Consider the following 25,881-nt stretch of genomic DNA (forward strand, 5'->3'; position numbering starts at 1 on the left):
CGGTCAGGCCGGCTCGGCCTGGACCGCTTTCTGCTTCTGCAGCCGTGCCAGTTCCGGGTAGGGAATATGGCAGCGGATCGAGTGGCCGGGCTGCGCCTCGATGAGTGGCGGCTCCTGCGTCTCGCAGATCGCGCCGATCTTGCGCGGGCAGCGCGTCTGGAACACGCAGCCCGGCGGCGGATGGGTGGCGCTCGGGATCTCACCGTCGAGACGGATGCGCGACGTCTCGGCCTGATCGAGCTTCGGCACCGCCGACAGCAGCGCCTCCGTATAGGGGTGGTGCGGGCCGGAAAACACTGCTTCGGATGGCCCCAGCTCCATGATCCTGCCGAGATAGAGCACGGCAATCTGGTCGGAGAGATACCGCACCACGCCGAGATCGTGCGAGATGAAGATGTAGCTGACATCTTCCTTCGACTGCAGGTCGGCGAGCAGATTGAGGATCGCCGCCTGCACCGACACGTCGAGCGCCGAGGTTGGCTCGTCGCAGACGACGATGCGCGGCTCGCCGGCGAAGGCGCGCGCGATGGCAACACGCTGCTTCAGCCCGCCCGAGAGCTGGCGCGGCTTGACGGCGAGATGCCGATCGGTAAGCCGCACCGAACGGACGAGTTCGTCGAGGCGGGCCTGGAGTGCGGCGCCGCGGAGCCCGGCCAGCCGCTTCAGCGCCCGGCTGATCAGATGGCGGATCGAGTGCGAGCGGTTGAGCGCCGAATCCGGATTCTGGAAGACGATCTGCATCGCCTTGATCTGGTCGTCGGTCCGGCTGTCCAGCCGCGGCGCCAGCGCCTTGCCCTCGAGCCTGATCGAGCCGCCTTCGTCCGGCGGCACCAGCCCGAGCAACAGCCTGGCGAAGGTGGTCTTGCCGCTGCCGGATTCGCCGACCAGGCCCAGCGTTTCGCCGGGCCTCAGGCTGACGGAAACATCCTTCACTGCCCGCAGCGCATGGCCGTGGCTGGCATAGGTCTTGTTCAATCCCTCGACATGGAGGACCGGTTCCGATTTGACCTTTGGTGCGGCTGCCACATCGCTCGGCGTCGCGCGCGGCAGCGCCTGCGCCTGCTCGTGGTAGTGGCAGCGCGACAGCCGGCCCCCCAGATCGTAGAGCGGTGGCAATTCGCTGCGGCAGCGATCGGTGGCTAGAGCGCAGCGGTCGGCGAAGGCGCAGCCCTTGATCTCCGCACCGATGCCGGGCAGGAAGCCGGGGATGGTGTCGAGGCGGCCCTGGTCCTTGCGCTGGCCGCCGCGCGGCAGGCAGCGCAGCAGCGCCACCGTATAGGGATGGCGCGGATCGTTGAACACGTCTTGCGTCGAGCCTTCCTCGACCAGCATGCCGGCATAGAGCACGCCGACCCGGTCGCACATTTTGGCGACGACCGCGAGATTATGGCTGATGAACAGGATCGAGGCCGACAGTTCCTGCCTGAGCAGCGCGATCAGGTCGAGCACTTCGGCTTCCACCGTCGCGTCGAGACCGGTCGTCGGCTCGTCGAGGATCAGCATGGTCGGATCGTTGGCCAAAGCCATGGCAATCGCTACGCGCTGCTGCATGCCGCCAGAAAGCTGGTGCGGATAGCGTTGCATGACGCTTGCCGGGTCGGAGATGCGCACGCGGTTCAGCATGGCGATCGCCCGCTCGGTGGCCGCGCCTCCGGTGACGCCGCCAAGCTCGAAGATCTCGGTCAGTTGGCGGCCGATGCGCAGCGACGGGTTCAGCGCCTTGCCGGGGTCCTGATAGACCATCGACACGCTTTCCGCGCGGGCGCGTCGCAGCGCCTCGCCGTCGAGCTTCATCACGTCTTGGCCGTCGAGCAAGATCGCGCCGCCGGTGATCGACCCGTTGCGCGGCAAATAGCGCACCACGGACAACGCCACGGTGGATTTGCCGCAGCCGGATTCGCCGACCAGCCCATAGGCCTCGCCCTGGCCGATGGCGAGGTTGAGGTTGCGCAGCACCGCCCGGTTGCGGCCGGCGACACGGTAGGCGACCGAGAGGTCGGAGAGTTCGAGCGCGTTGGCTGCTGTCTCAGTCATTGAACGCTCCGTGGACACCGTCCGCCGCGAGGTTGACGCCGATCACCAGCGAGGCGATGGCCAGAGCGTCGAACAGCACCGTCCACCAGAAGCCGCCGCCGATCATGCCGTAATTGCTGGAGATCGAGAGCCCCCAGTCGGGCGAGGGCGGCTGGATGCCGAAGCCCATGAAGGAGAGCGTGGCGACAGCGAAGATCGCATAGCCGAGCCGCACCGTCGTCTCGACCAGGATCGGCGGGATGACATTGGGCAGGATCTCGACGAACATCGTATGGAAAGCGCTCTCGTGCCTGAGCTGCGCGGCGGCGACATAGTCGAGCTCGCGTTCGGCAAGCACCGCCGAGCGCACCGTGCGCGCAATGATCGGCGCGAAGCTGAGGCCGATGACGACGATGACCGTTGTCTTGGAGGTGCCGAGCGCGACGATGGCGAGCAGCGCCACGATCACCACCGGGATCGCCATGAAGGCTTCGAGGATGCGGCTGATGATGTCGTCGACGATGCCGCGGAAATAACCGGTGAACAGGCCGAGCGCGGTGCCGGCCACGGTCGCCAGCAAGGTGGCCAAGGGCGCCACGGTGAGGATGTCGCGCGAGCCGACGATGACGCGCGAGAACACGTCGCGGCCGATCTGGTCGGTGCCGAACCAGTGCTCGGCCGAAGGCGGCGCCAGCGCGTTGATGATGTCGTCGGCTAGCGGGTCGTAAGGCACGAAATGCTCGCCGAACAGCGCGCAGGCGATCCAGAACAGCACGATGCAGAGGCCGGTGAGGAAGGTGCCCGACCGCAGCAGGGAGAAAAAGACCTCCGCCGTCGGACCGCGTCGCCCTGCATTGTCGAGCGCGGGACTGGTGGCGGGGCTGTCGGTGGCGCTCATTGGTCTGTCCCCAGCCGGATCCGTGGATTGAGCACGGAATAGAGGAAGTCGGCGGCCAAAGTGGCCACCGCATAGACGATGCCGATGGTCAGGATGCCGGCTTCGAGGATCGGAAAATCCTTGCCGCGCGCCGCGGTGAAGATCAGCGAGCCGATGCCCTGGTAGCGGAACAGCGTCTCGATGACGACAAGGCCGCCGATGAGATAGCCGGTTTGCGTTGCGATGACGGTGATGGTCGGCAGCAGCGCATTGCGCAGCACATGCCGCCAGATCACTGTTCGCCACGGCAGCCCCTTGAGCACGGCGGTGCGGGTGTAGTCGGAATCGAGCGCCTCGATCATGCCGGAACGCGCCATGCGCGCGATATAGCCGAACAGCACCAGGAACAGCGGCAGCGAAGGCAGGATCAGATAGTAGAGCTGGGTGAAGAAGCCGGCGTCGCGCGGCCATGCGGCGGAGATCGGCAGCCAGCGCAGCCAGACGCCGAAGATCAGGATGAGGATGATGCCGGTGACGAATTCGGGCAGCACCGTCACCGACAGGCCGCCGAGGCTGATGATGCGGTCCAGTGGCCGGTTCAGGTTGAGCGCGGCGATGACGCCGCCGAGAATGCCGATCGGCACCACCAGCACGAAGGCAACTGCCGCCAGCTTCATCGAATTACCGAGCGCATCGATGACGAAGGGCGCTACCGGCGAGCGGAAGATATAGGAGGTGCCCATGTCGCCCTGGAGGAAATTCCAGATCCAGCTCGCATATTGGGTGAGCAGCGGACGATCGACGCCCAGCGTGTGATTGAGCGTGTCGACGGCGCGCTGGTCGGCAAACGGCCCCAAAATGGCGCGACCGACATTGCCGGGCAGCACCTGGCCACCGAGAAACACCATGACGCTGAGCAGGAACAGCGTGACGAGCGACAGAGCCAGGCGCCGGACGAGGAAGGAGAGAATGGCATCGACTCCTATGAAAGGCCGGCCGCGCCGGGGACGTCGGACAAATTCAGTATGACAGGCGGCTCGAACGCCGTCACCGGCGGAACGACGCCAACAAATCGTGACACCTGGACCAGCGTCGAATTGCAGGTCGGCGACTGGGCAAGGCGCGACGTGCCCCGATCCGCCGTCAGCACATTCGGATTGCCGTGCTTTTCCAGGCTGGGCGATTGCCCGGGTTCGGCGGGGTCGAACCATGCGCCGGTCGGCAGCTGCACGACGCCGGGGATCACGCCATCGGTCAGGATTGCCCCGGCCAGGCACGATCCGCGATCATTGAAGACGACGACGATCTCTCTGTCGAGAATGCCGCGCGCGCTGGCGTCGGTTCGGTTGATCCACAGCGGAGCGCGGCCCGACACCTTGCCGGCGCGGCTGACCGAGCCGTGGTCGTATTGGCTGTGCAGCTTGTCGGCCGGTTGCGGCGACAACAGGTGCAGCGGGAACCGCTCTGCAACGCGGCTGCCAAGCCATTCCCGCGGCTCGCGCCACACCGCATGGCCGGGACAGTCTTCATAGCCGAAGCCATCGATCGTTGCGGAATAGAGCTCGATGCGCCCTGACGGCGTCGCCAGCCGGTGGCGCTCGGGGTCGGAGCGGAACGGCCCCAGGAACGTCTGCGAGGTGATCCGGCGGGTGAGTTCGGCGTGTCCGTCCTGCCAGAAACGCTCGAAAGGCGGCATGTCGATGCCGGCGGCGCTCGCATTCTCCCTGGCCTGACCGTAGAGCAGGCGGATCCACGCTTCGGCATCGCGCCCTTCGGTGAAGGCTTCGCGCACGCCGAGCCGCGTCGCCAGATCGGCAAAAATCCGATAGTCGTCGCGCGCCTCCTCCACCGGATCGATGGCCTGCTTCATGGCGACCATCAGGTTTTCGCGGTTCGAAAAGGCGAGATCGTTCCTTTCCAGCGGCGTGGTGACCGGCAGCACGATGTCGGCATGGCGCGCCGTGGCCGTCCAGAAAGGCTCGTGGACGATGATCGTCTCGGGTCGTTGCCAGGCCTCGACGAGGCGGTTCAGGTTCTGATGGTGGTGGAACGGATTGCCACCGGCCCAGTAGACGAGCCTGACATCGGGATAGGTCAGCTCGGCGCCGTTGAACGCGAACGATCCACCGGGATCGAGCAGCATGTCGGCCACACGCGCCACGGGTATGAAATCCGGCACGCCATTACGGCCTTGCGGCACGGACGGCCAGCGAAAGCCGAGCTCCGGCCGTCCGGCGCCGTTCGTCGATGAATAGCCGAAACCGAAGCCGCCGCCGGGCAACCCGATCTGGCCGAGCAGCGCGGCAAGCGTGATCGCCGCCCAGTAAGGCTGCTCGCCATGGTCGGCGCGCTGCAGCGACCAGCTGACCATCAGCATGGTGCGCCTGGCGGCCATCTCCCTGGCCAGGGCGACGATTCTATCCGTGGCCATGCCGCTCAGCGCCGCCGCCCATGCCGGATCCTTCGGCTGGCCATCGCTTTCGCCCATGACATAGGCCCGCACGATTTCGAAGCCGGTGCAGTAGCGTGCCAGGAAGGCTTCGTCGTGACGGCCCTCGCTGATCAGGACATGGCACAGCGCCAGCATGACCGCGGTATCGCTGTTCGGCCGAAGCGGCAGCCATTCGCTGTCGACACCGTGCGGCGCGTCGTCGCGCACGGGCGAGACATTGATGAGCCTGGCACCGTTGCCGACGGCCTTTTGCAGGGCCGCCGAGGCTTCGTGGCGCGCCGCGCCGCCGCCCTGGATCTGCGCGTTGCGCCAGGGCAGGCCGCCGAAGGCGACGATCAGCTCGCTGTGCCGCTCGATCCCGTCCCAGGTGGAATGATTGCCGGTCAGGCCGTCGGTCCCGCCGAGCACATGCGGCAGGATGATCTCGGCCGCGCCATAGGAGTAGCTGAGGACCGAGCTTGTGTAGCCGCCGATCGTGTTGAGGAAGCGGTGGACCTGGCTTTGGGCATGGTGGAACCGCCCGGCGCTCGCCCATCCGTAGGAGCCGGCATAGATCGCGGCGTTGCCATGCGCGGTGCGGACCCGATCAAGCTCGGCCGCGACGATGTCGAGCGCCTTCTCCCAGGGCACTTCGACAAAAGCTTCGCCGCCCCGCCGGCCACGTGCCACCGATCTGTCCCCTTCGAGCCAGCCGCGCCTGATGGCGGGTCGTGCAACACGCATGTTTCCCTGCGCGGCGCCGAGCATGGACTTGCCGATCGGCGACGGATCGGGATCGCCGCTCCACGGTTCGACACCGACGAGCCTGCCATTCTCGGTCCTGACCTCGTATGTCCCCCAATGCATGGTGGTGAGCAGGGTTTTGGACTCCATGGGACGCGTCAATGCTGGATCATCCCGCTATGGCCAATGCCGGGCAAGGCGCCCGTGCGCCCTGTCCCTGGTCTCCAGGGTGCCAGCCCCTGGCATGGGGCTGGCGGGTCGCGGGATCGGCTCTTCCTCCCCCTCAGGCCTTCGCTGCCTTGTCGAGGAAGAGCTGCGACATCGCGGTCGGCTGCACACCGGTCACGCCTTTCGCCGTTGCCGTCAGATAGTCGTAGAAATAGCCGAAGATGACGGGCGTTTCCTCAAGCAACAGCTTCTGGATCTTGCCGGCCGAGGCCTTCTGCGCCTCGAGGTCGAGCGCCGCGATATAGCTGGTCGCCAGCGTGTCGTAGTCCTTGTTCTTGAAGTGCGCCGCGTTCCAGGTGCCGTCGCTCTTCAGCGGTGCCGCAAGATAGACGTTGGGCACGCCGCGGTGGCCGTAGTCGGTGATGCCCATCACTGAATCCAGCCAGTTCGATTTGCCGAACACCGCATCGCCATAATAGGCGCCCTGGTCGAGGATGTTGAGCTCGAGCTCAATGCCGATCTCCTTGACCCAGTTCTGGATGAGCTGGGCATATTCGGGGATTTCCAGGTAGCGCTCGGTGGTCAGCGTCACCTTGAAGCCCTTGCCGGCGCCTGCCGCTTCCATCAGCTGCTTGGCCTGGGCGATGTCCTGCTCGCGTTGCGGTACGCTCGGGTCGGTCGAGGGATAGGCAGAGGCGAACGGGCTGTCGTTGCCCTCCAGGGCGCGGCCCTTCATCAGGCCGGCGGCCAGCTTCTTGCGGTCGAGGCTGAGCGCGATGGCGCGGCGCACGCGCGGATCCTTGAACGGATCGGAATCGCAGCGCAGGTGCAGCTGCTGGTGCGCCACCGATTTCAGGCTGATGATGTCGACATTCGGATCGTTAAGCAGGCCGACGCCGGCCAGCACCGGCATCTGGTTGATGATGTCGACCTGGCCGCCCTGCAGTGCCAGGATCTGCGGCTGCATGTCGGCGAAGAAGGTGAACTCGGTGCGCTCCGGCAGCGCCTTCGTCCCCCAATAATCCTCGTTGCGCACGAAGGAGGCGCCGACCTTGGGCGTGTACTTCTCGATCTTGAACGGACCGGTGCCGTCGAAGCTCTTTTCGTAGTCGCCCTTGTAGCTCGCCGGAATGATGACGGCGTTGTAATTGTCCGACGACACCATGTAGGGGAAGTTGCCGTTCGGCGCGTCGAGGTGGAATTCCACCGTGTAGTCGTCGACCTTCTTGGTCGCGCCCTTCTGCAATATGCCGCTGAACACCGACAACGCATTGGACGAATTGGCCGGGTCGGCGAGGCGGTCGATGCTGGCCACCACGTCGTCGGCCTTCATCTCGCCGCCGCTGTGGAACTTGACGCCCTTGCGCAACTTGAAGGTCCACACCGTGCCGGTGTCGTTCGGCTTCCAGCTTTCCGCCAGCGCCGGCTGCAGCACCAGGTCGGGACCGTCGATGCACAGGAACTCGGCGACCTGCTGCATCACCAGCAGGCCGCCGGCATCGGCAATGGTCACCGGATCGATCGCCGCGGCGGGCACGCTGCTCGCCACGCGGATGGTGGCGCCGGGCGCGCCTGCTGCGCGGGCGAGCGAGGGCATGGCACTGAAGCCGGCGGCTGTGCCGATGCCACCCAGCAGCGGCAGCGACAGGCCGAGCAGGCTGCCGTGGCGGATGAAGTCGCGGCGGCTGACCCGGCCGTCGACCAGCCCGTCGATGAGATGGTTTTCGAGCGGCGAGCGCGTGCGCCGGATGAGGTCGAGAAGGCGATAATTCTTGCTCATGGGATTTACCCTTTCCCCTATTTCTTGTGATTGACGAATGTTCTTGTGATTGACGAATTCCGTGGATGTTCTCCATATCCCGGCCGCCAACGAGGTCTCTTGACCGGGATTCTAGCATGCGGTCTTGCCCGGTCCATCCAGACCTTGCGAGGCAAGGGCCGGATCTTCGAGGCATTGCTTCCACCCGTCGTCCCGCGTTACGCGATCCTCGTCGCGGTTGCGGGCTTCTCTTGTTGTATCCGTCTCCTGTCGGTTCGTGTGATCACTCCTAGTTCAACGGCAGGCGCCGATAGGTGCCGGGCTTTGCCGGGTCGTGATACTTGTTGCACGGCCCGTTCTCGACGAAGTCGCGATGGCAGGCGGCAAGGTTCTCGCGCGACAGCGTGATGCCAAGGCCGTGGCCTTCGGGCACGCGCACGACATTATTCTTCGGCGCAAACGGCCCTTCCTCGATCACGTCGATCGGCCACATGCGAAACAGCGACTGGTTGGGCTCACGGATCCAGCCGAGGGCCGAGCACAGATGCAGATAGCAGGCGCTGCCGATGCCGCTGTCGCCGCTGTAGCACCAGAAATCGATGCCGGAATGCTCGCAGGCGCCGACGAAGCGCAGCATGCGGCCGATGCCGCCATGCGCGGTCGGATTGCCGACGAAGGCGTCCGGCACCCTGATCTCCATCGCGCGGGCAATGTCGATATTGTGGGTCGAGAACGGGATCGAGCAATGGCGGCGCAATTCGCGCATCTCCTCGATGGTCGCCACCGGATCTTCCCAGTTGCGCACGCCGAGCTCTTCCAGCGGCCGCGCCAGCCGCCTGGCGGTCGCCAGCGAATAGGCCTGGTTCGAATCGATGCGGATCATCACATCGTCGCCGAGCTTTTTGCGGATCAGCTCGACCATTCGGAGCGAGATTTTCGGATCCTGCGTCGAGAACTTGCCTTCGAAGAAGGTCGTGCCGTGGGTTTCGTGCAGCTCGACGCAATAGTCGGCGACTTCCTCCGGCGTTTTCTCGCCCTTCACCTTGGGACCGTCGCCGCGCAACGAGAAATAGTCGGTGAACGGGATGTCCTTGCGCACGGCGCCACCGAGCAATTGATAGAGCGGCTGCTTCCACGCTTTGCCGCGCAGGTCCCAGAGCGCCATTTCGACGGCGCCGAAGGCCATGATGCGGCTCCGGTCGTTGATCGACTGCACACCGGTCCAGTAGGGCAGGCAGGCTTCTTCCACGCCGGCGATATCGAAAGCGTCGCGGCCGGCGAGCCGCGGCGCCAGGATGTCGTTGATGATCGCCGCGGCGGCCGGCGTCGGCGCCTCGCCGAGGCCGACAAGCCCGTCCTCGGTCTCGACCTCGACGATGGTCGGCGAGAAGCCGTCGAGTTCGCCGAACACCCAGGCATAAGGCGCTTCGAGCCGCAGATTGATCGGCGTCGCCCTGATGCCCCGGATCTTCATCTCAGCCGATCTCGAAGAAGGGCTTGCCGAGCAGGTCAGGCACGACATCGATGCCGAGGCCCGGTCCGTCAGGAATGCCCATGCGGCTGCCGGTCACCGGTGGCATGTTGGAGGCCGTGCGCACCGTGACCCATTCGTGGAAGGCGATGGCATGCAACCGACGTTCCTCTGGCGTCGACAGCGACAGATGCGCCATCGCGGCAGTGTCGATCTCGGCGCCGCCAGTATCCTCGACGGTGATCATGAAGCCGAGATCGACGGCGAGGTCGCGGATCTGGCGGGTCTTGGTCACGCCGCCGAGACGCGAGATCTTCAGCGTCAGCCCATCGGCGGCACCCTTGCGGTGGATGTCGAGCATGTCGTCCAGCGAGGCGACGGATTCGTCGAGCACCATCGGCTTGTCCAGCGAACGGCGCACCGACATGTTCTCGTCGATCGTCGTGCAGGGCTGCTCGAACGTGTAGTCGATGGCGCGCGTCGCGTCGGCGAACTGGCGCGCCTGGTAGGGCGTCCAGCCGGCATTGGCGTCGCAGAAGATGACGGTGCCTTTCGGCACCGCGGCGGCGACAGCAGTCACGCGCTCGATGTCGTCGCGGACATTGCCACCGACCTTGACCTGCAGCCGGTGGAATCCCTGGCCGACGATGCGCTTGGCAAGTGCGGCCATTTGATCGACCGTGCCGTGCGTGACCACCTTGTAAAGCTCCGCCGTCTCGCTCTCGCGGCCGCCGAGCAGCGTCACCAGCGGCACGTCGGCGGCGCGCGCGGCGAGATCCCAGCAAGCCATGTCCAGAGCCGACTTGATGTAGGGATGGCCCTTGAACACCGTGTCCATCAGCCGGCCGATGCCGGCTAGGCCGCGCGGGTCCTGGCCGATCAGATGCGGCGCGATTTCGACGACGCCGGCACGGGTGCCGGCCGGGAAGGCGGGCGAATAGAAATTGCCGAGCGGAGCCATTTCGCCCCAGCCGGTCACCCCGCTGTCGGAGGTGATGGCGACGATCACCGCGTCGAACGCGTCAGCGACGCGCCCCTTCGACATGCGGTAGGGCCCATCCACGAAGGGCTGCACGACATGATAGGCTTTTATGGTCTTGATCTTCACGTTGTTGTCCGTTGTCAGCAAAGTTCGGGATTGGTCAGGCGCCCTTCGACGCACGCTTTTCGAGGCTGCGCGCGTAGGAAAGAAGCTCTTCGAAATCGAGGTCGATATGTTCACGGGCATGGCGCTGGGCGGCACGCATGTCCTTGCCCTTCAGGAGCTGCACATAGGTCTCGTGGACGTCCTCTGATGGCACCGGTTCGTTGCGGGCTCGCTGGTGGAGGGCGAAATACATCTGCAGCCGGCTTGTAAGCCGCTGCCAGGTTTCCAGCAGCACCGAATTGTCGGCCCATTCGTAGATCAGGCCGTGCAGCTGCAGCGCCGTTTCGATCTGGCGGGTTGTGTCGAGATCGCGGGTCGCCTGCTTCACTGCTTCGTGGCGCCGGTCGATCTCGTCGAAGAAGCGCTGGTCGCGCAGCTTCCAGGCGCGCTCGATGGCGAGTTCGTCCATCACCTTGTTGAACGAATAGGCGTCGTCGATGTCCTTGGCGGTCACATTGATCACGAATGTGCCGGCATAGGGGATGCTGGTCAGGATGCCCTCCTGCACCAGCTCGCGCATCGCCTCGCGCAGCGGCGCGCGGCTCACCCGCATCTGCTCTGAAATCCGGAGTTCGTTGAGCTTTTGTCCCGGTTCCAGCTGACCGGTCAGGATCGCCCGCCTGAGCAGCGCCACGATCTCGGCCCTGCGGGTCGTATCCGCGATCGGACTGAAGTCCAGCTTGGCCATGCGCTCACTCCGGGGAGAACCGGATGCAAGACAAGCAGATTGTCGACAATCTAGCAATAGCGAGTTTTTCAGCTGCCCGCTTTTTTGATCGGCGGTGCGTCAGGCTGCTCTGCCATAGAAACCAATCCGCTCCTCCTCGCTGAACATCACGCCTGGCTTCTCGTAGTAGGAAAACACCGCGATCATCCGTTCGCGCTCGCCCTCGACGGTGGTAACGCGGTGCGCCGTGTTCTTGCCGCGAAAGACGTTCAGCGTGCCCGCCTTCATGCGCAGGATCTTTGCTTCGGGGTCGCGCCCTTCGAGCAGCTTTGCGACGCCGTCATAGTTCGGATTGTCGTCCGACCGGAGATCGGTGCGGTATTCGAGGTCGCCGCCGCGCTCGGCGGCCTGCAGCAGAAGCGTGGTGGTGAACTCCGAGCGGTCGAAATGCCAGTTGAGCGCCTCGCCGGCGCGGTAGGCCATGACATTGGTGCGGGCGAGGGGGTCCTGCATGACATGCAATCGAGGCTTGCCCATCGCCGCCGCCAGGAAGCGCAGCAACGGTTCGTACTCATAGATGGCAAGCACGGTGCTGCCGGGGATCTGGTCGGCACAGACCGTGTGGCTGATGGTCTCGACCTTGCGCAGCGCCGGATGGTCGGGGGCAAGTTCGGGAATCGATGGCTTGAAGTAGATGTTGTGCATCCGCTTGTGAACATGCGAGCGCGCGTCCATCACCGGCTGGATTTCCCGCACCGCTTTTTCGGCGACGCCGGGGCGCAGAAGACCCTCAAGATTGAACATGCCGTCGGCCTCAAGTGCGGCGACGGACTGAGCCAGAAGAAGCTTCCATTCGGGGCTGCCTTCGCGGTCGAGCGGATAGCGGTCGAGGTCGAGAATGTCTTTCATCGTCATAGGCTCCGAGGTTTCGGAAACAGAAGACGGCAAAAAAAACTTTCTCTCAACACGGAAAATTATTAGGGTTTCGAAAGAAAAGCTTATTGAGGATGAGCATGGACAGGCTACCGCCACTGAACGCCATCAAGGCGTTCGAAGTCGCCGCGCGGGCCGGCAGTTTTACGCTGGCCGCCACCGAGCTCGGCGTCTCCTCGGCCGCGGTCAGCCAGCAGATACGCAATCTCGAGAGCTGGTTCGGCAAGCAGCTGTTCGTGCGCAGCGGCAACCGTATCGCGCTGACCGATGCCGGCCATGCCATCTACCCGCAGGCGTCGCGCGCCCTTGGCGACATCGCCGCGATCGGCCGGCGCATGCTGGAAGGCGGCTTGAAGACGCGTCTTGTCGTCAGCGTGCCGTTTTCTCTGGCCGAACTGTGGCTGGCGCCGAAACTGGCCGTGCTTCTGGAAAGCTTTCCACAAATGGCGATCGACGTTCGGGTCGAGGATGATCCTGTCGACATTGCGCGCCAGAGTATCGACCTGCGCATCAGCTACGGCGACTATCACTATCCCGGCTTGAAGCTCGTCCGCCTGGTCCACGACGATGTGCTGCCCGTCTGCGCGCCGGACGTCTGGCGCCGCCACGGCAATGGCGGGTCCGGCCTCGAGGGCGTGCACGACAGCATGTTCATCCACACCAACTGGGGGCCGAACTATGCCACGCATCCGAGCTGGGCAGACTGGTTCGCGGCTGCAGGACAAAACCGTTCGCCGGATCCCTCGCAAGGACGGCGCGTCGGGCTGTCCAGCCTGGCGATCGCCTCGGCCCGGCTCGGCCTCGGCATCGCGCTCGGACAGCGGGTGTTGGCCCGCGCCGATCTGGAAGCCGGCCGCCTGATCGCGCTATCACCGGTCTCGGTGCGGCTTGGCCATCCCTATTGCGCCTTCATGCTTCCGGCGAAGGCCGAGCGTGCCGACGTCGCCGGTCTGGTCGAACTGCTCAGCAAAACGGCGCCCTCGGCTTGAGGCCGGGGGCGCCGTTGGACCGGGCCTGACGGGGGTTGTCAGGTGGCCGGTTTCTGGGGCAGCGGCGACACCGGCATTCCGGGTCCGATCTTCTGCAGGTTGCCGGTGATCACCTGGTCGCCTTCGGCAATGCCGCTCGAGATGGCGATCAGATCGCCATTGACCGGCCCGAGCGAAACCATGCGCTGGTCGACCGTATTGCCCTTGCCGAGGACATAGAGGTATTTGCCGAGCTGGCTGGAGCCCAGCGCCACCTGCGGCACCATCAGCGCGTCGGGCTGCTCCTTGATGTGCAGCCGCACCCGGACATACTGGCCGGGCAGCAGCGCGAACTTCGCATTGCCGATCGTCGCGCGTGCCGTGATGGTGCCGGTCGAGTGGTCGACCGTATTGTCGATGAAGGTGAGCTGACCTTTCTGGCTCGATTCCGTCTCGCCGGGAAGCAGGATATCGACATCGATCGGGCCTGCCGCCTTGGCCTGCTCGATCTGCACCAGATCCGTCTCGCTCGGATTGAAGGTGACGTAGATCGGATCGAGCTGCACCAGCGTGTTGAGCACCGTGCCGGCGACGCTGACCAGCGTGCCGACCGAGGCCTGGTCGCGGCCGATGCGGCCGGGGAACGGCGCCTTGATCTCGGCATAGCTCAAATTGAGCTCCGCCGTCCGCACCGCGGCCTGGCTGACCGCCAGCGAGGCTTCGGCTTCGCGCAACGTGCTGGTGCGCTGGTCGAAACTGTCCTTGGCAAGATAGCCGCTTTTGGCGAGTTCGGTGCCGCGGCCGAGATTGGAGCGCGCATAGTCGAGCGTTGCCGTGTCGCGCTGCACCTGCGCCTTCGCCTGGTCGAGAGCCGCCTGGAAATCCTCCGGAGCTATTCTGTAGAGCAGGTCGCCCTGCTTGACGTCGCTGCCGTCGGCGGCAGCCTGCTCCTGCAGATAGCCCGGCACGCGCGCCTGCAGCGTGATGCTGCGGATCGGCTCGGTGCGCGCGGCATAGTCGAGATAGATCGGGATGGTCTTGCGGACCACGCCGACCACCGGCACCGGCATGACGAACGCGGCCGGAGCCGGAGCCGCCCCGGCGGTGCCGGCATTGACGCCGAGATTGCCCATGTCGAGCAGATGCACGCTCGCCACCGAGATCGCGCCCAGCGCGACGGCGGTTCCCAAAGCTACTTTCCATTTACGCATGATTGATGTCTCCAATCCTATTCGGCCGCTTCGGCCAATCGCGCGAGAGCCGGTTCAGTCGTTGGTTCAGTATGTTCGGCATCGCTGCGCTCGCGACGCTCGCGCAGCTGTTCGATCACCGCATAGAAGACCGGCACGAACACCAGCGACAGCACCGTCGCCGCCACCATGCCGCCAAAGACGGTGGTGCCGATCGACTGCCGGCTGGCGGCACCAGCACCCGTGGCGAACATCAGCGGCAGCACGCCGAGGATGAAGGCGAAGGCCGTCATCAGGATCGGCCGCAGCCTGAGCCGTGCCGCTTCCATCGCCGCATCGACGATGCTGAGGCCTTCCTCGCGCCGTCGCCGGGCGAACTCGACGATCAGGATGGCGTTCTTCGCCGCCAGGCCGATCAGCATGACGAAGCCGATCTGCGAGTAGACGTCGATCTGCATGCCGCGCAGCAGCAGCACCGCGAAAGCGCCGAAGAGGGCGAGCGGCACCGCCAGCAGCACCATGAACGGCATCGCCCAGCTTTCGTACTGCGCCGCCAGGATCAGGAACACGAACACCATGGCCAGGCCGAAGACGACGGACGCGATCGACCCGGCCTTCAGTTCCTGGAAGGTGATGCCGGTCCATTCATAGCCGAAATCCCTCGGCAGCGCCGTGGCCGCGGCGCGTTCCATCGCCGCCACCGCCTGTCCGGACGAGAAGCCGGGCGCCGCACCGCCATTGATCAGGGCCGACGCGTTGTTGTTGTAGTGCGGCACGGTTTCGGGGCCGACGATCGGCACCAGCTTGCCCAGCGTGCTCAGCGGCACCATGCCGCCGGACGCGTTGCGCACATAGAGCCTGGAAATGTCGGCCGCCCCGGCGCGCGCGTCCTTGTCGGCCTGGATCGTCACCCGGAAGGTGCGGCCGAACAGGTTGAAGTCGTTCACGTAGAGCGAGCCGAGATAGATCTGCAGCGTGTTGAACACGTCCGGCAGGCTGAGGCCCAAAAGCTTCGCCTTGGCGCGGTCGAGGTCGTAGTTGAACTGCGGCGTCGAAGTCGAGAACGACGAGAACAATTGCTGCGGGTTGAGCTCGGGCTGCTTGCGCGCCTCGGCGATCACGGCTTGCGTGGCGTCGTTGAGCGCCGCACTGCCGCGGCCGGTCAGATCCTCGACCTGGAACTCGAAGCCGCCTGTGGTGCCGAGGCCCGGGATCGAGGGCGGATCGAAGCTCAGCGCAAAGGCCTCCGGGATCTGCAGCAGCTTGTTGCGCACTTCGGCGACGAGCTTGGAGGCGCTCTGGTCGGGGCCGCGCTCATCCCATGGCTTCAGGATGGCGAACTCCACCGCCGAGTTCGACTGCGCCGCACTGGTCAGGAAATTGAGGCCGCTGATCGAGCCGACGATGTCGACGCCAGGCGTCGATTGCAGGATGTCGCGCGCCTTCTGCGCCACAGCGTCGGTGCGCTCCAGCGAGGCGCCGTCGGGCAGCTGGATGACGACGAAGAAATAGCCCTGGTCCTCGACCGGCAGGAAGGTCGAGGGCAGCTTCTGCCAGACGAAGTAGGTCGCCACCAGGCCTGCCGCGAACACGCCGAGCATGATCCAGCGCAGCCGGATCAGGATGCGCACGCCATTGGCATAGGCATGCGACAGCTTCTCGAAGCCGGCATTGAACCAGCGGAACAGGAAGAACTGCGTTTCGCCGCGATGGCGCAGGAAGGCGGCTGATAGCGCCGGACTGAGCGTCAGCGAATTGAAGGCGGAGATGCCGACGGAAATCGCCACGGTCAGCGCGAACTGGTTGTAGAGCCGCCCGGAGACGCCGGGGATGAAGGCGACCGGCACGAACACCGCCATCAGCACGGCGGTGGTGGCGATGATCGGACCCGTCACTTCGGCCATCGCCGCGCGCGTCGCGGCAAGCGGCTTGAGGCCGGCCTCTAATTGTCGCTCGACATTCTCGACCACGACGATGGCGTCATCGACGACGAGGCCAATCGCCAGCACCATGCCGAGCAGGGAGAGCATGTTGAGCGAGAAGCCGAGCATGTACATGACGGCCAAAGTCGCCACCAGCGACACCGGAATGGCGATGGTCGGGATGATCGTCGTGCGCCAGCTCTGCAGGAAGATGAACACCACCGCGACGACCAGCACCAGTGCCTCGCCAAGCGTGATCAGCACGTCATGCATCGAGGCCGAGACGAAGCGTGTCGTATCGTAATGCATGGCGTAGCTGACGCCCTTCGGGAAGCGCGCCGACAGTTCCTGCATCTTGTCCTTGACCCGCTGCTGCAGGTCGAGCGCATTGGAGCCCGGCATCTGGTAGACGGCGAGCACCACGGTCGGGTCCTTGCCGAAGAAGGCCGACGAGGAATATTGCAGCGCGCCGAGCTCGATGCGGGCGACGTCCTTCAGCCGCACCAGCGAGCCGGTGGCGGAATTGGCGCGCACGACGATGTCGCCGAATTCCTTCGGGTCGCTCAGCCGCCCGACCGCGTTGACCTGCATTTCGAAGGCGGTGCCGGCAGGCGCCGGCGACTGGCCGATCTTGCCGGCCGCCACCTGGACGTTCTGTTCGGAAATCGCGTTCTGCACGTCGACGGCGGTGATACCGAGATTGGCGAGCTTGTCGGGATCGAGCCAGACACGCATCGAATAGCGCCGCTCGCCGAAGATCTGCACGTCGCCGACGCCGGGCAGACGCTTCAGCGGGTCGACCACCTGCAGATAGGCGAGGTTGCTCAGCGCCACCGGATCGACGGAGCCGTCGGGCGAGGTGAGGTCGACGATCAGCACGAAATTCGGGTTCTGCTTCTTGATCGTCACGCCGCCCTGGTTGACGATCGCCGGCAGCGAGGACGCCGCCTGCGACACCCGGTTCTGGACGTCGACGGCCGCCGTGCTCAGCGGATAGCCGACATCGAAGGTGATGGTGATGGTCGAGGAGCCATCATTGGAGCTCGACGACGACATGTAGGTCATGCCCTGGACGCCGTTGATCTGCTGCTCGAGCGGCGTCGTGACGGTGTCGGCCACCACCTGCGCGCTGGCGCCTGGATACTGGGCGCTGACCACGACCTGCGGCGGCGTGATGTCGGGGAACTGCGAGACCGGTAGGAGGAAATAACAAATCGCCCCGGCGAGCACCATGATGATGGCGATCGCCGACGCGAAGATCGGGCGGTGGATGAAATAGTTCACCATGACACGCAGGCCTCGTTGAATGCTTTGGCTTCGCCAAGCGCGTTGGCGATTCTGGACAGCTGCCGGCTGCGCGCCGAGTCTTCCAGAAAACGCGGCGGCGCCTTGCGAGCTGGCGCCTGCGCGGCCGCCAGCGAACGCAGCGTCGCCTCGAAGGCGCGCGGATCGACGCGGTCCGCCTTCATCACCAGCCGGATCATCGGATCCCGGATGGCTTCATCGATCGTCAAATCCTTGCGCTGCGACATAGGAGCGGCTCCTGGCTGGCGATTCGCATCGGATGATCGCGAACCGTTTTTCTCGTTCTCACCGGCCGAAGCCGCGTGACAGGCAGTGTTCTTGCCCTATTTCGTCCCGGTAGGGCTCAACGGCGATACCTGTCGTTGACGGGAGGCAAGATGGGTGTTACCAGTAAGTAACATTCGTCACGTTACAGACCGGTAACACCCTAGTCAAGAGGTGCGCCGAATTTTTAGGGAGACAAGGAGACTTCGATGGCAGACGGCACTACGGAACGCGTTCGGCCCCGGGATCGGATCCTGGAGACGGCGCAGGACATGTTTCACAAACATGGCATCAAGGGCGTCGGCGTCGATGCCATCACCGAGGCCGCCGGCACCAACAAGATGACGCTCTACCGTCATTTCGAGTCCAAGGACGACCTGATCATCGAGTGCCTTCGCGCCACAGCATGCAAGGCCGGTGCAATATGGGACGCGTTCGAGGCCGAGTATCCCGGCGACAAGCTCGCGCAACTGCATGCCTGGGTTCGCAAGGCCGCCGATATGCTCAATGCCGACAGCCGCGGATGCGACATGGCCAATGCCGCCATCGAGCTCAGCGAGACCGACCATCCGGCGCGGCGCGTCATCAAGGAACTGAAAGAGGCCCAGCGCGATCGCCTAGTGTCGCTTTGTCGTGACGCCGGCGTCGGTCAGGCCGAGCTTCTCGCCGACACGCTGTCGCTGCTCCTCGAAGGCGCGCGCGTCTCGATGCAGAGCGTCGGCGCCGAAGGCCCGAGCGCCCAGTTCGTGCGGATGGCGGAAGGCCTGATCGCGTCGTTCCGGGCGCGGTAACGGCAGCCGGCGCCGCCGATTCTGCCTTCCCGGCGCGGGGAGGTGTCTCAAAATTTCAGGCCAGAATAAAAAAGCCCGCTGCCGGGAGGAGGTGGCAGCGGGCTCGATTTCGAATGAGGCGCGGGAGGAGGTGCGCCGCATTCAGCGTCGGCATCGCATCTGGGAGGAGTAGATGGCCGACACCCAGATATCTACCGATTGCTTAATGATTCGGCAACCATAAAAGTTGCATAGCAGGTGTGCAGAATTGTCGCATCACGCACCAATCGTCCTACAAATCCGGACAAAGCGACCTTGCCGCGACGCGCTAACCTATTGAACCGGCATGTTTTCCTTGAAGATCAGGCGCGGCTCGATAAATTTTTTCGTCAGGTAAGGCGCCGAAGACGCGATCGAGCCGAGCAGGCGGATGACCGACTGTTCGGCGATCAGCCGCGCATTCTGGTCGATGACGACGTCGGCGATGTCGTCGACCAGATAGCCGCGCGTTTCCCTGGTCAGGTCGTGGCAGATGAACACCGGCTTCTTCTTCGGCCTTGCCTCCAGCAGCGCCTTGGCCACGCCCGAGCGACCGGCACCGACGCAATAGATGCCGAGCAATTCCGGTTCGTTGTGCAGCGCCTTCATCGTCGCGGTGTAGCTCACCTCCGGCTCGTCATTGATCTCGACCGCGCTTGAAACAGTGAGGTTGGGGAATTCCTCGCCGAGCACCGAGCGAAAACCCATCTCGCGCTCCTCATGGCCGCGATAGGAGCGCGAGCCGACGACCATCGCGAGATGTCCGGTGCGGCCGCCGAGGAACCGTCCCATCAGAAGCGCCGCCGTGCGCCCGGCCACCCGGTTGTCGATCCCGACATAGGCCGAGCGTGGCGCCGCCGGAACGTCCGATACCAGCGTGACCAGACGGATGCCGGCCTCGACCACTTCGCGCAAGATGTTGCGCGTTCTCGGATGATCGACGGCGATGACGCCGACGCCGTTTGCCTTGAGCGACAGGTTCTCGACGGCGCTCTGCAGCGCGCCGGGCGCGATACCGGCGAGGCTGTGGATGCGGCAGGAAGCGACCAGCGGCAGGCGCGCCGCATAGTCCTCGATATGTTTGGCGAGATCGATCATGAAGGCGTTCGAGCCGATCGGCAGGAAGAACTCCAGATGCGCCGGCTTCGACGGCAGCGCCACCTGGTCGACCACGGGCAGATAGCCGAGCTGCCTGGCAGCTTCCATCACACGCTGCCGGTTGGCGGCACTTGCACCCGCCCGGTTGTTCAGCACCCGGTCGACCGTCGCGGTCGACAGCCCGCAGTTCCTGGCGATATCGGCAACGGTGGCTTTCATTGTCACAGTCATAGGAGCTGGTGCGATCCTGTGCCAGACAGCGAATGGGTGGTGCTCAGCTTGGCCGTTGCGTGTCCTCGGCGAGAGCCGCGCGGATTTCCTTGTCGGACATGCCGGTGATGATCCGCTCGACCTCGGCGACATTGGTCTTCTTCGGGTCGATGTCGTCGGCCACCACCTTGCCCATGCGCATGACGACGATGCGGTCGACCACCTGGAAGACGTGATGGATGTTGTGGGCGATGAAGATGCAGGAGTGGCCGGAATCGCGGGCGCTGCGCACGAAGCTCAACACGCCTTGCGTTTCGGCGACGCCGAGATTGTTGGTCGGTTCGTCGAGGATGATGAGGTCGCTGTCGAAATGCATGGCGCGCGCGATCGCCACCGCTTGCCGCTCGCCGCCGGACAGCGAGCCGATCGGCGTCGTCGGCGGGATGTTCTTCGAAATACCGACCTGTTTGAGCAGGTCTCGGGCAACCACGTTCATGGCTACCTGGTCCATGCGGTTGAGGAAGCGCGGCGGCTTGATCGGCTCGCGCCCGAGGAACAGGTTGCGGGCGATCGAAAGCTGCGTGACCAGTGCTGAATCCTGGTAGATCGTCTCGATACCGTGGGCGATGGCGTCGCTGGTGCTGCGCAAATTGACCTTCTTGCCGCGGATGAAGATGTCGCCGCTGGTCAGCGGCACCGCGCCCGACAGCACCTTGATCAGCGTCGACTTGCCGGCGCCGTTGTCGCCGAGCAGCCCGACGATCTCCTGTTCGTTGACGTGGAAATTGGCGTCCACCAGCGCCTGCACGCGCCCGTAGGACTTGCGGATGTTCGTCATGCGGATGAGCGGTTCAGCCATGGTTCACGTCCCTGCCTGATGCCGGCGTTCCAGCCACGAGTGGAGCGCCATCATGCCGAGGATGATGGCGCCGATGAAGATGTTGTAAGCGAGCCCCGGCACGCCGATCAGCACGATGCCGTTGCGCATCACGCGCAGGATCAGGATGCCGAGCACGGTGCCGATAATGGTGCCGCGTCCGCCGGTCAGCGCCGTGCCGCCGATCACCACCATGGCGATGACCTCGAGCTCGTAGCCGGTGCCGCTGTTGGGGTTGGCCGCCGAGGTGCGCAGCGAGGAGATGACGCCGGCGAGCGAAGCCATCAGCGACGACAGCACGAACAGGCCGATCTTGACGCCATTGACGTTGACGCCGCGGGCGCGCGCCGCGTTGGGGTTACCGCCGGACGCCTGGATCCAGTTGCCGATGCGGCTCTGCGTCAGCACGTAGCCCAGCGCGATCGCCGCGGCGATGAACCAGAACAGCGACATGTAGACACGAAACGGACCGATGAAGAAATCGCCGACCAGCGCTTCCGCCAGCCAGCTGCCTTCGGCGCTCCAGGTGCGTTGCGGGAATCCGTCGGTGACGAACAAAGCCGTGCCGCGCACCACCAGCAGCATGCCGAGCGTCACCAGGAAGGACGGGATCTTGAGCTGCGTCACGAACCAGCCATTGACCAGGCCGATGAAGGCGGCAACCACAAGTGCGAGGACGAGCCCCATCTCCAGCGAGGTGACGCCGCTGTTGAACAGCGTCCACATCAGCACCGGCGAGAAGCCGAACAGCGATCCGACCGAGAGGTCGAATTCGCCCGATGTCATCAAAAGCGTCATCGCCAGCGCGATCAGGCCGAGCTCGACGGTGAAGGCCAGTATGTTGGAAATGTTCTGCGGCGACAGGAAGTCGGGATTGATGCCCCAGAAGACGACGAGTTCGATGACGAGCAGGACGAATGGCCCGAATTCCGGCCTGCCGATCAGGCTTTGGATGAGGGAACGATTTTCCACGAGCGACCCGCGACATGAATGGAATGGGCTGAGACCTGCACCGCATCGGGTGAAGCTCGGCGAAAGGGACGGGACAGCCGCGACCGCCGATGCGGTCGCGGCTGTTCGGTCATGGGGTTATTTGCCGGACAGGATCTTGTCGTACACTTCGGCGGTGTCCTTCTCGTAGAGCGCGCCGGTGATGACGTTGAAGCCCGGAGGAATGCCGGCGGCGGCCATGTTGGCGAGCGAAAGCGCCACATAGCTTGTCGCCTGCGGGTCCTGCCACTGCGCGGCATTGACATAGCCGTTCAGCACTTCCTGGGTGGTGTCGAGCGAGTTGCCCCAGCCGACGACCGGGATTTCGCCCGGCTTGACGCCGACCTGGTCGAACACCCGCTTGATCGAGCCGGTGACCAGGTCGCCGAGGCCGATGATCGCCTTGACCTTGGCCTTGTTGGCGGTGAGATAATCGACCATGCGGTTGATCACTTCGGCCTGGTCGAGCGTCGCTTCGGTGATTTCATAGGTGATGCCGAGCGGCTCGAACACGCTCTTGATGCCTTCCTCTTCCTGCACGCCATAGGTGGCGCCGGGGACTTCGACGGGCATCCAGACGAAATCGCCCTTCTTCACCAGGCCCTTGTCGACCAGATACTGCGCCCAGTGCTTGCCGAAGGTGACATTGTCGCCACCGACATAGGCATTGAAGTTGGCCTTCGGGTCGGGCGTGTTGAAGTTGATGATCGGGATGTTGGCGGCGCGCGCTTCCTTGACGATCTCGACAAGGCTGCCCGGATCGGGGCTGGTGGTGACGACGCCATCGGCCTTGGCCGAAATGGCGGCGCGCACCGCTTCTTGCTGGGATGCCACGTCGCCATTGTGGAACGAGGTGTTGACGGTGTTGCCGGTGTCGGTCGCCCATTGCTTGGCGCCGGCGAGGAAGTAGGTCCAGACCGGGTCGGCCGGGCCGCCATGCGAAATCCAGTAGAACGTCTTGGCCTGTGCCGCCGCCGGAATGGCAAGCGCCATGATCAAGCCAAGCACGAGCAGTCTTAGCCTCGTCAGCATTTGATTTCCTCCCATGTTGAAAACGACCTCCCCGTCAGGTGCGATGCGGCCCAAAGATCGCATCTCCTGCCAGCGCCGACCGGGTGCTCTCAGCGCATTCCCTTTTTCGGCCACTGGCAAGCCTCCACCCGCCAATGGACGTTGGCGCACGGCACAGCGCCATCAGCAATCCCATCAGATTGCATCAGCTGGGGCGATATTTCCCGGGCAACCGGAGCTTCATCGGCACGGACTGTCATCCTCGCCCACCGAAGCGTCCGGGCATTCAACAATGAAAGGGGCGAGATGCTCCCGGTCGCAGGCGAGGCGGGCCGGCTAGATCAAACCGGCCTTGGCGAGGTCGCGCATCAAATGGCTGGCGCCATAGGTCCAGTGCGGACAGTCGGGCGACAGCCGGACACGGTTGACCAGCGCGCCGAATTTCTCCGACGAGATGGTGACGATGTCGCCAACCTTGTGGGTAAAACCCTTGCCCTTCTCGCCGCGATCCTTCGACGGCACGAACATGGTGCCGAGATAGAGCGCCAGCCCATCCGGGTACTGGTGGTGCGGCCCCATCGCGGCCTTGACCAGTTCCTCCGGCGAGCGGCTGATCTCGGCCATCGAGCTGGCGCCCTCCAGAGAAAACCCGTCCTCGCCCTCGACCTTCAGGCGCACGATGGCCTGCTTCACGTCATCGATGGAGAAGGTGTCGTCGAACAGCCGGATGAACGGGCCGAGCGAGGCCGAGGCGTTGTTGTCCTTGGCCTTGCCGAGCAACAGCGCCGAGCGTCCCTCGACGTCGCGCAGATTGACGTCGTTGCCGATCGTGGCGCCGACGATCTTGCCGCTGCTGGCGGCGATCATGGCGATCTCCGGCTCCGGATTGTTCCAGGTCGACACCGGATGCAAGCCGACATCGGCGCCGAAACCGACCGAAGCCATCGGCTGGCACTTGGTGAAGATCTCGGCATCCGGGCCGATGCCCACTTCCAGATATTGCGACCAGGCGCCGCGCGAAATCAGCTTGGCCTTGATCTCCATCGCTTCGGGCGAGCCGGGCTTCAGCTTCGACAGGTCGTGGCCGATCAGCCCGGCAATGTCGGCGCGGATGGCATCGGCTTTCTCCGCCGAGCCGCGCGCCTGCTCCTCGATGACGCGTTCGAGCAGGCTGACGACGAAGGTGACGCCCGACGCCTTGACCGCCTGCAGGTCGACCGGGGAGAGCAGGTAGGGTTTTTGCGCGTCCCGCGTGCTCTCGAAACTGTTGGCGGCGATCGTATCGAGCGAGCCGATCGGCTTGCCCTTGGCGGCGCGAACATGGCCGGCCGGATCCGCCATTTCGCAGACGTCGCGAACGGTTGGCGCCGTGCTCGAGGTGATGTCGAAGACCGTGCCGTCGCGCACCGTGACCACCAGCGGATAGGACGCTTCGCCCGTCCTGGCACGGCCGATGAAGAGGCCGTCGGCGGGCAGGCGGCTTGGATTGGTCATGTCAGCGGTTCTCCCCAGTCTGGTTACGGCGATCTGCCCTGGCCGAACGATCGAAAAGGCCGGGCCGATCGGCGCGGCACTTTCGTCGGATTCCGGTCAAAGGTCTATCCCGTTCGTGATGCGGTTTTCGACGGGGTCGGCCGGCAAATTGCCCACATGCGTCGCAACAAGATCGAAACGCTCTTTCAAATTTGTGAAATCGACAATAGGATTTTCACGCACAATCAACGCCCAGGGTGATCCTTGTCCGCACCGTTTTCCGATCCGATCTGGCAAAAGCCCAAAGCGGTAACCGCATTCCCGTCACTTTTCCCGGCCGGCAGCCCTGTCGATGTCGTCATCGTCGGCGGCGGCATCATGGGTCTGTCGACGGCCTTGCACGCGGCGCGCCTCGGTCTTTCCGTTCAGGTGCTGGAGGCCGGCGCGATCGGGGAGGGCGCGTCGGGTCTGAATGGCGGCCAGGTCATCCCCGGCCTCAAGTATGATCCGGAATGGCTCGTCGAGCATTTCGGCCCCGGGCGCGGTGCGGCCCTGGTCAATTTTGCGGCCGCGACGGCTGATGCAGTGTTCAACCTGATCCGCGACGAGAAGCTGGCGGTGCCGTTCACGCGCAATGGCTGGATTCAGGCCGCGCACACCGAGACCGCGCTGAAGGCGGCAGCGAACCGCGACCGGCAGTGGCGGGCGCGCGGCGCCGATGTCCAGCTTCTGAGCCAGATCGAAATCGCGGCGATGACCGGTGCGCAATGCTATCTCGGAGGTTGGCTCGACCGCCGTGCCGGCGTCATCGATCCGCTTGCCTATACGTCGGAACTGGCGCGCATCGCCACGGCCGCCGGCGCCAGGATCGCCGAGCGCCAGAAGGTGGTGAAACTCACGAAGGAAGCCGGGCTTTGGCGCGTCTCGACCGCAAACGGCACCGAATTGCGGACGAAGGCGGTCGTTCTGGCAACCAACGCCTATACCGGCGGGCTGCTTCCCGGCCTGGCCCAGACCATCGTGCCGCTGCATTCCTTCCAGATCGCGACGGCGCCGCTGTCGTCCAACCTCGCAGCCACCATCCTGCCGGAGGGGCAGGCGGTGTCGGACTCGCGCCGCATCCTCGTCTACTACCGCAAGAGTGCCGACGGCCGGCTGGTCTTGGGCGGTCGCGGCCGCATGGCGCTGCCGACGAGTGAGGGTGACTGGGCGCATCTCGAGCGGGCGTTGCGGCGGCTCTATCCGGCGCTGTCGGGCATCGCCATCGAGAAGCGCTGGTTCGGCCGCGTGGCGATGACGCCGGACCATCTGCCGCATGTCCACGAGCCGGAGCCGGGCCTGCTCGCCGTGGTCGGCTGCCAGGGCCGCGGCGTCGGCCTGATGACCGCGCTTGGCGGGCGCATGGCGAGCTATCTTGCGAACGGCGATATCAACCAGTTGCCATTCCCGCTGTCACCGATTCGGCCGATTCCGTTCCACGCTTTCCGCCAGATTGGCGTCGCCGCGACGATCGCATGGTACCGGATGCTGGACGCCTTCGAACGCTGATTCTGA

20 protein-coding genes are annotated in these 25,881 nt (G+C 64.8%); 3 read left to right on the forward strand and 17 right to left on the reverse strand.

Going from position 1 to position 25,881, the window contains the following annotated elements; translation table 11 throughout:
* Positions 1-3: 3 nt before the first annotated feature.
* The 9 genes from ACSQ3Z_RS11860 to ACSQ3Z_RS11900 form a co-directional block, all read right to left on the reverse strand.
* A complete protein-coding gene (locus ACSQ3Z_RS11860) occupies positions 4-2,034 on the reverse strand; it encodes a dipeptide ABC transporter ATP-binding protein (protein WP_436171451.1) in 2,031 nt (676 codons plus the stop codon).
* Positions 2,027-2,911, reverse strand: a complete 885-nt coding sequence (locus ACSQ3Z_RS11865) for an ABC transporter permease (RefSeq protein WP_436171452.1) — start codon at positions 2,909-2,911, stop codon at positions 2,027-2,029. Before ACSQ3Z_RS11865 ends, ACSQ3Z_RS11860 begins: the two co-directional genes overlap by 8 nt.
* Entirely contained in the window at positions 2,908-3,861 is a 954-nt protein-coding gene (locus ACSQ3Z_RS11870; RefSeq protein WP_436171903.1) for an ABC transporter permease, read from the reverse strand. Before ACSQ3Z_RS11870 ends, ACSQ3Z_RS11865 begins: the two co-directional genes overlap by 4 nt.
* Before the next feature lie 11 nt (positions 3,862-3,872).
* Complete coding sequence (locus ACSQ3Z_RS11875; RefSeq protein WP_436171453.1) at positions 3,873-6,215, reverse strand: molybdopterin guanine dinucleotide-containing S/N-oxide reductase; 2,343 nt, start codon at positions 6,213-6,215, stop codon at positions 3,873-3,875.
* A 133-nt stretch (positions 6,216-6,348) separates the two neighbouring features.
* Complete coding sequence (locus tag ACSQ3Z_RS11880; protein WP_436171454.1) at positions 6,349-8,013, reverse strand: ABC transporter substrate-binding protein; 1,665 nt, start codon at positions 8,011-8,013, stop codon at positions 6,349-6,351.
* 268 nt (positions 8,014-8,281) lie between these two features.
* Entirely contained in the window at positions 8,282-9,466 is a 1,185-nt protein-coding gene (locus tag ACSQ3Z_RS11885; RefSeq protein ID WP_436171455.1) for a mandelate racemase/muconate lactonizing enzyme family protein, read from the reverse strand.
* A 1-nt stretch (position 9,467) separates the two neighbouring features.
* The gene (locus tag ACSQ3Z_RS11890) at positions 9,468-10,571 is read right to left on the reverse strand and encodes a mandelate racemase/muconate lactonizing enzyme family protein (RefSeq protein ID WP_436171456.1); all 1,104 of its coding nucleotides are present in this window, start codon (positions 10,569-10,571) and stop codon (positions 9,468-9,470) included.
* A gap of 34 nt (positions 10,572-10,605) precedes the next feature.
* Complete coding sequence (locus ACSQ3Z_RS11895; protein ID WP_436171457.1) at positions 10,606-11,298, reverse strand: GntR family transcriptional regulator; 693 nt, start codon at positions 11,296-11,298, stop codon at positions 10,606-10,608.
* A 99-nt stretch (positions 11,299-11,397) separates the two neighbouring features.
* Entirely contained in the window at positions 11,398-12,186 is a 789-nt protein-coding gene (locus ACSQ3Z_RS11900; RefSeq protein WP_436171458.1) for a HalD/BesD family halogenase, read from the reverse strand.
* Positions 12,187-12,290: 104 nt separating this feature from the next.
* Between ACSQ3Z_RS11900 and ACSQ3Z_RS11905 the strand changes: the two genes are divergently transcribed.
* Positions 12,291-13,199: a LysR substrate-binding domain-containing protein gene (locus ACSQ3Z_RS11905; protein WP_436171459.1), complete on the forward strand. Its 909-nt coding sequence runs from the start codon at positions 12,291-12,293 to the stop codon at positions 13,197-13,199.
* 38 nt (positions 13,200-13,237) lie between these two features.
* Here the strand turns inward: ACSQ3Z_RS11905 and ACSQ3Z_RS11910 are convergent, their stop codons facing one another.
* From ACSQ3Z_RS11910 to ACSQ3Z_RS11920, 3 genes are read right to left on the reverse strand one after another with little or no spacing between them, the layout of a single operon-like run.
* Complete coding sequence (locus ACSQ3Z_RS11910) at positions 13,238-14,389, reverse strand: efflux RND transporter periplasmic adaptor subunit (RefSeq protein WP_436171460.1); 1,152 nt, start codon at positions 14,387-14,389, stop codon at positions 13,238-13,240.
* 17 nt (positions 14,390-14,406) lie between these two features.
* The gene (locus ACSQ3Z_RS11915) at positions 14,407-17,577 is read right to left on the reverse strand and encodes an efflux RND transporter permease subunit (RefSeq protein WP_436171461.1); all 3,171 of its coding nucleotides are present in this window, start codon (positions 17,575-17,577) and stop codon (positions 14,407-14,409) included.
* On the reverse strand, positions 17,571-17,822 hold the full coding sequence (locus ACSQ3Z_RS11920; protein ID WP_436171462.1) for a hypothetical protein: 252 nt from the start codon (positions 17,820-17,822) through the stop codon (positions 17,571-17,573). Before ACSQ3Z_RS11920 ends, ACSQ3Z_RS11915 begins: the two co-directional genes overlap by 7 nt.
* 246 nt (positions 17,823-18,068) lie before the next feature.
* On the opposite strand from ACSQ3Z_RS11920, the gene ACSQ3Z_RS11925 reads away from it, so the two are divergent.
* Positions 18,069-18,650 carry a TetR/AcrR family transcriptional regulator gene (locus ACSQ3Z_RS11925; RefSeq protein WP_436171463.1) on the forward strand — a complete coding sequence of 194 codons (582 nt, stop codon included), beginning with the start codon at positions 18,069-18,071 and terminating at the stop codon, positions 18,648-18,650.
* Between the two features lie 312 nt (positions 18,651-18,962).
* Here the strand turns inward: ACSQ3Z_RS11925 and ACSQ3Z_RS11930 are convergent, their stop codons facing one another.
* From ACSQ3Z_RS11930 to ACSQ3Z_RS11950, 5 genes are all read right to left on the reverse strand, one after another.
* Positions 18,963-19,985: a LacI family DNA-binding transcriptional regulator gene (locus tag ACSQ3Z_RS11930; protein ID WP_436171464.1), complete on the reverse strand. Its 1,023-nt coding sequence runs from the start codon at positions 19,983-19,985 to the stop codon at positions 18,963-18,965.
* Positions 19,986-20,040: 55 nt separating this feature from the next.
* Entirely contained in the window at positions 20,041-20,835 is a 795-nt protein-coding gene (locus ACSQ3Z_RS11935; RefSeq protein ID WP_436171465.1) for an ATP-binding cassette domain-containing protein, read from the reverse strand.
* A 3-nt stretch (positions 20,836-20,838) separates the two neighbouring features.
* A complete protein-coding gene (locus tag ACSQ3Z_RS11940) occupies positions 20,839-21,825 on the reverse strand; it encodes an ABC transporter permease (RefSeq protein ID WP_436171466.1) in 987 nt (328 codons plus the stop codon).
* A 117-nt stretch (positions 21,826-21,942) separates the two neighbouring features.
* Positions 21,943-22,875: a substrate-binding domain-containing protein gene (locus ACSQ3Z_RS11945; RefSeq protein WP_436171467.1), complete on the reverse strand. Its 933-nt coding sequence runs from the start codon at positions 22,873-22,875 to the stop codon at positions 21,943-21,945.
* 315 nt (positions 22,876-23,190) lie between these two features.
* Positions 23,191-24,348: a fumarylacetoacetate hydrolase family protein gene (locus ACSQ3Z_RS11950; protein WP_436171468.1), complete on the reverse strand. Its 1,158-nt coding sequence runs from the start codon at positions 24,346-24,348 to the stop codon at positions 23,191-23,193.
* Between the two features lie 243 nt (positions 24,349-24,591).
* On the opposite strand from ACSQ3Z_RS11950, the gene ACSQ3Z_RS11955 reads away from it, so the two are divergent.
* Positions 24,592-25,875, forward strand: coding sequence for an NAD(P)/FAD-dependent oxidoreductase (locus ACSQ3Z_RS11955; protein WP_436171469.1), 1,284 nt, complete (start codon positions 24,592-24,594; stop codon positions 25,873-25,875).
* Positions 25,876-25,881 lie beyond the last annotated feature (6 nt).

The organism is Mesorhizobium sp. LjNodule214 (assembly GCF_964252735.1).
Lineage (GTDB): Bacteria > Pseudomonadota > Alphaproteobacteria > Rhizobiales > Rhizobiaceae > Mesorhizobium.

Excerpts from the sequence above, each read along its gene's own strand:
- ACSQ3Z_RS11860 (WP_436171451.1), bottom strand. The coding sequence starts at position 2,034 with ATGACTGAGACAGCAGCCAACGCGCTCGAACTCTCCGACCTCTCGGTC.
- ACSQ3Z_RS11865 (WP_436171452.1), bottom strand. The coding sequence starts at position 2,911 with ATGAGCGCCACCGACAGCCCCGCCACCAGTCCCGCGCTCGACAATGCA.
- ACSQ3Z_RS11875 (WP_436171453.1), bottom strand. The coding sequence starts at position 6,215 with ATGGAGTCCAAAACCCTGCTCACCACCATGCATTGGGGGACATACGAG.
- ACSQ3Z_RS11880 (WP_436171454.1), bottom strand. The coding sequence starts at position 8,013 with ATGAGCAAGAATTATCGCCTTCTCGACCTCATCCGGCGCACGCGCTCG.
- ACSQ3Z_RS11885 (WP_436171455.1), bottom strand. The coding sequence starts at position 9,466 with ATGAAGATCCGGGGCATCAGGGCGACGCCGATCAATCTGCGGCTCGAA.
- ACSQ3Z_RS11895 (WP_436171457.1), bottom strand. The coding sequence starts at position 11,298 with ATGGCCAAGCTGGACTTCAGTCCGATCGCGGATACGACCCGCAGGGCC.
- ACSQ3Z_RS11900 (WP_436171458.1), bottom strand. The coding sequence starts at position 12,186 with ATGAAAGACATTCTCGACCTCGACCGCTATCCGCTCGACCGCGAAGGC.
- ACSQ3Z_RS11905 (WP_436171459.1), top strand. The coding sequence starts at position 12,291 with ATGGACAGGCTACCGCCACTGAACGCCATCAAGGCGTTCGAAGTCGCC.
- ACSQ3Z_RS11910 (WP_436171460.1), bottom strand. The coding sequence starts at position 14,389 with ATGCGTAAATGGAAAGTAGCTTTGGGAACCGCCGTCGCGCTGGGCGCG.
- ACSQ3Z_RS11915 (WP_436171461.1), bottom strand. The coding sequence starts at position 17,577 with ATGGTGAACTATTTCATCCACCGCCCGATCTTCGCGTCGGCGATCGCC.
- ACSQ3Z_RS11920 (WP_436171462.1), bottom strand. The coding sequence starts at position 17,822 with ATGTCGCAGCGCAAGGATTTGACGATCGATGAAGCCATCCGGGATCCG.
- ACSQ3Z_RS11925 (WP_436171463.1), top strand. The coding sequence starts at position 18,069 with ATGGCAGACGGCACTACGGAACGCGTTCGGCCCCGGGATCGGATCCTG.
- ACSQ3Z_RS11930 (WP_436171464.1), bottom strand. The coding sequence starts at position 19,985 with ATGAAAGCCACCGTTGCCGATATCGCCAGGAACTGCGGGCTGTCGACC.
- ACSQ3Z_RS11935 (WP_436171465.1), bottom strand. The coding sequence starts at position 20,835 with ATGGCTGAACCGCTCATCCGCATGACGAACATCCGCAAGTCCTACGGG.
- ACSQ3Z_RS11945 (WP_436171467.1), bottom strand. The coding sequence starts at position 22,875 with ATGCTGACGAGGCTAAGACTGCTCGTGCTTGGCTTGATCATGGCGCTT.
- ACSQ3Z_RS11950 (WP_436171468.1), bottom strand. The coding sequence starts at position 24,348 with ATGACCAATCCAAGCCGCCTGCCCGCCGACGGCCTCTTCATCGGCCGT.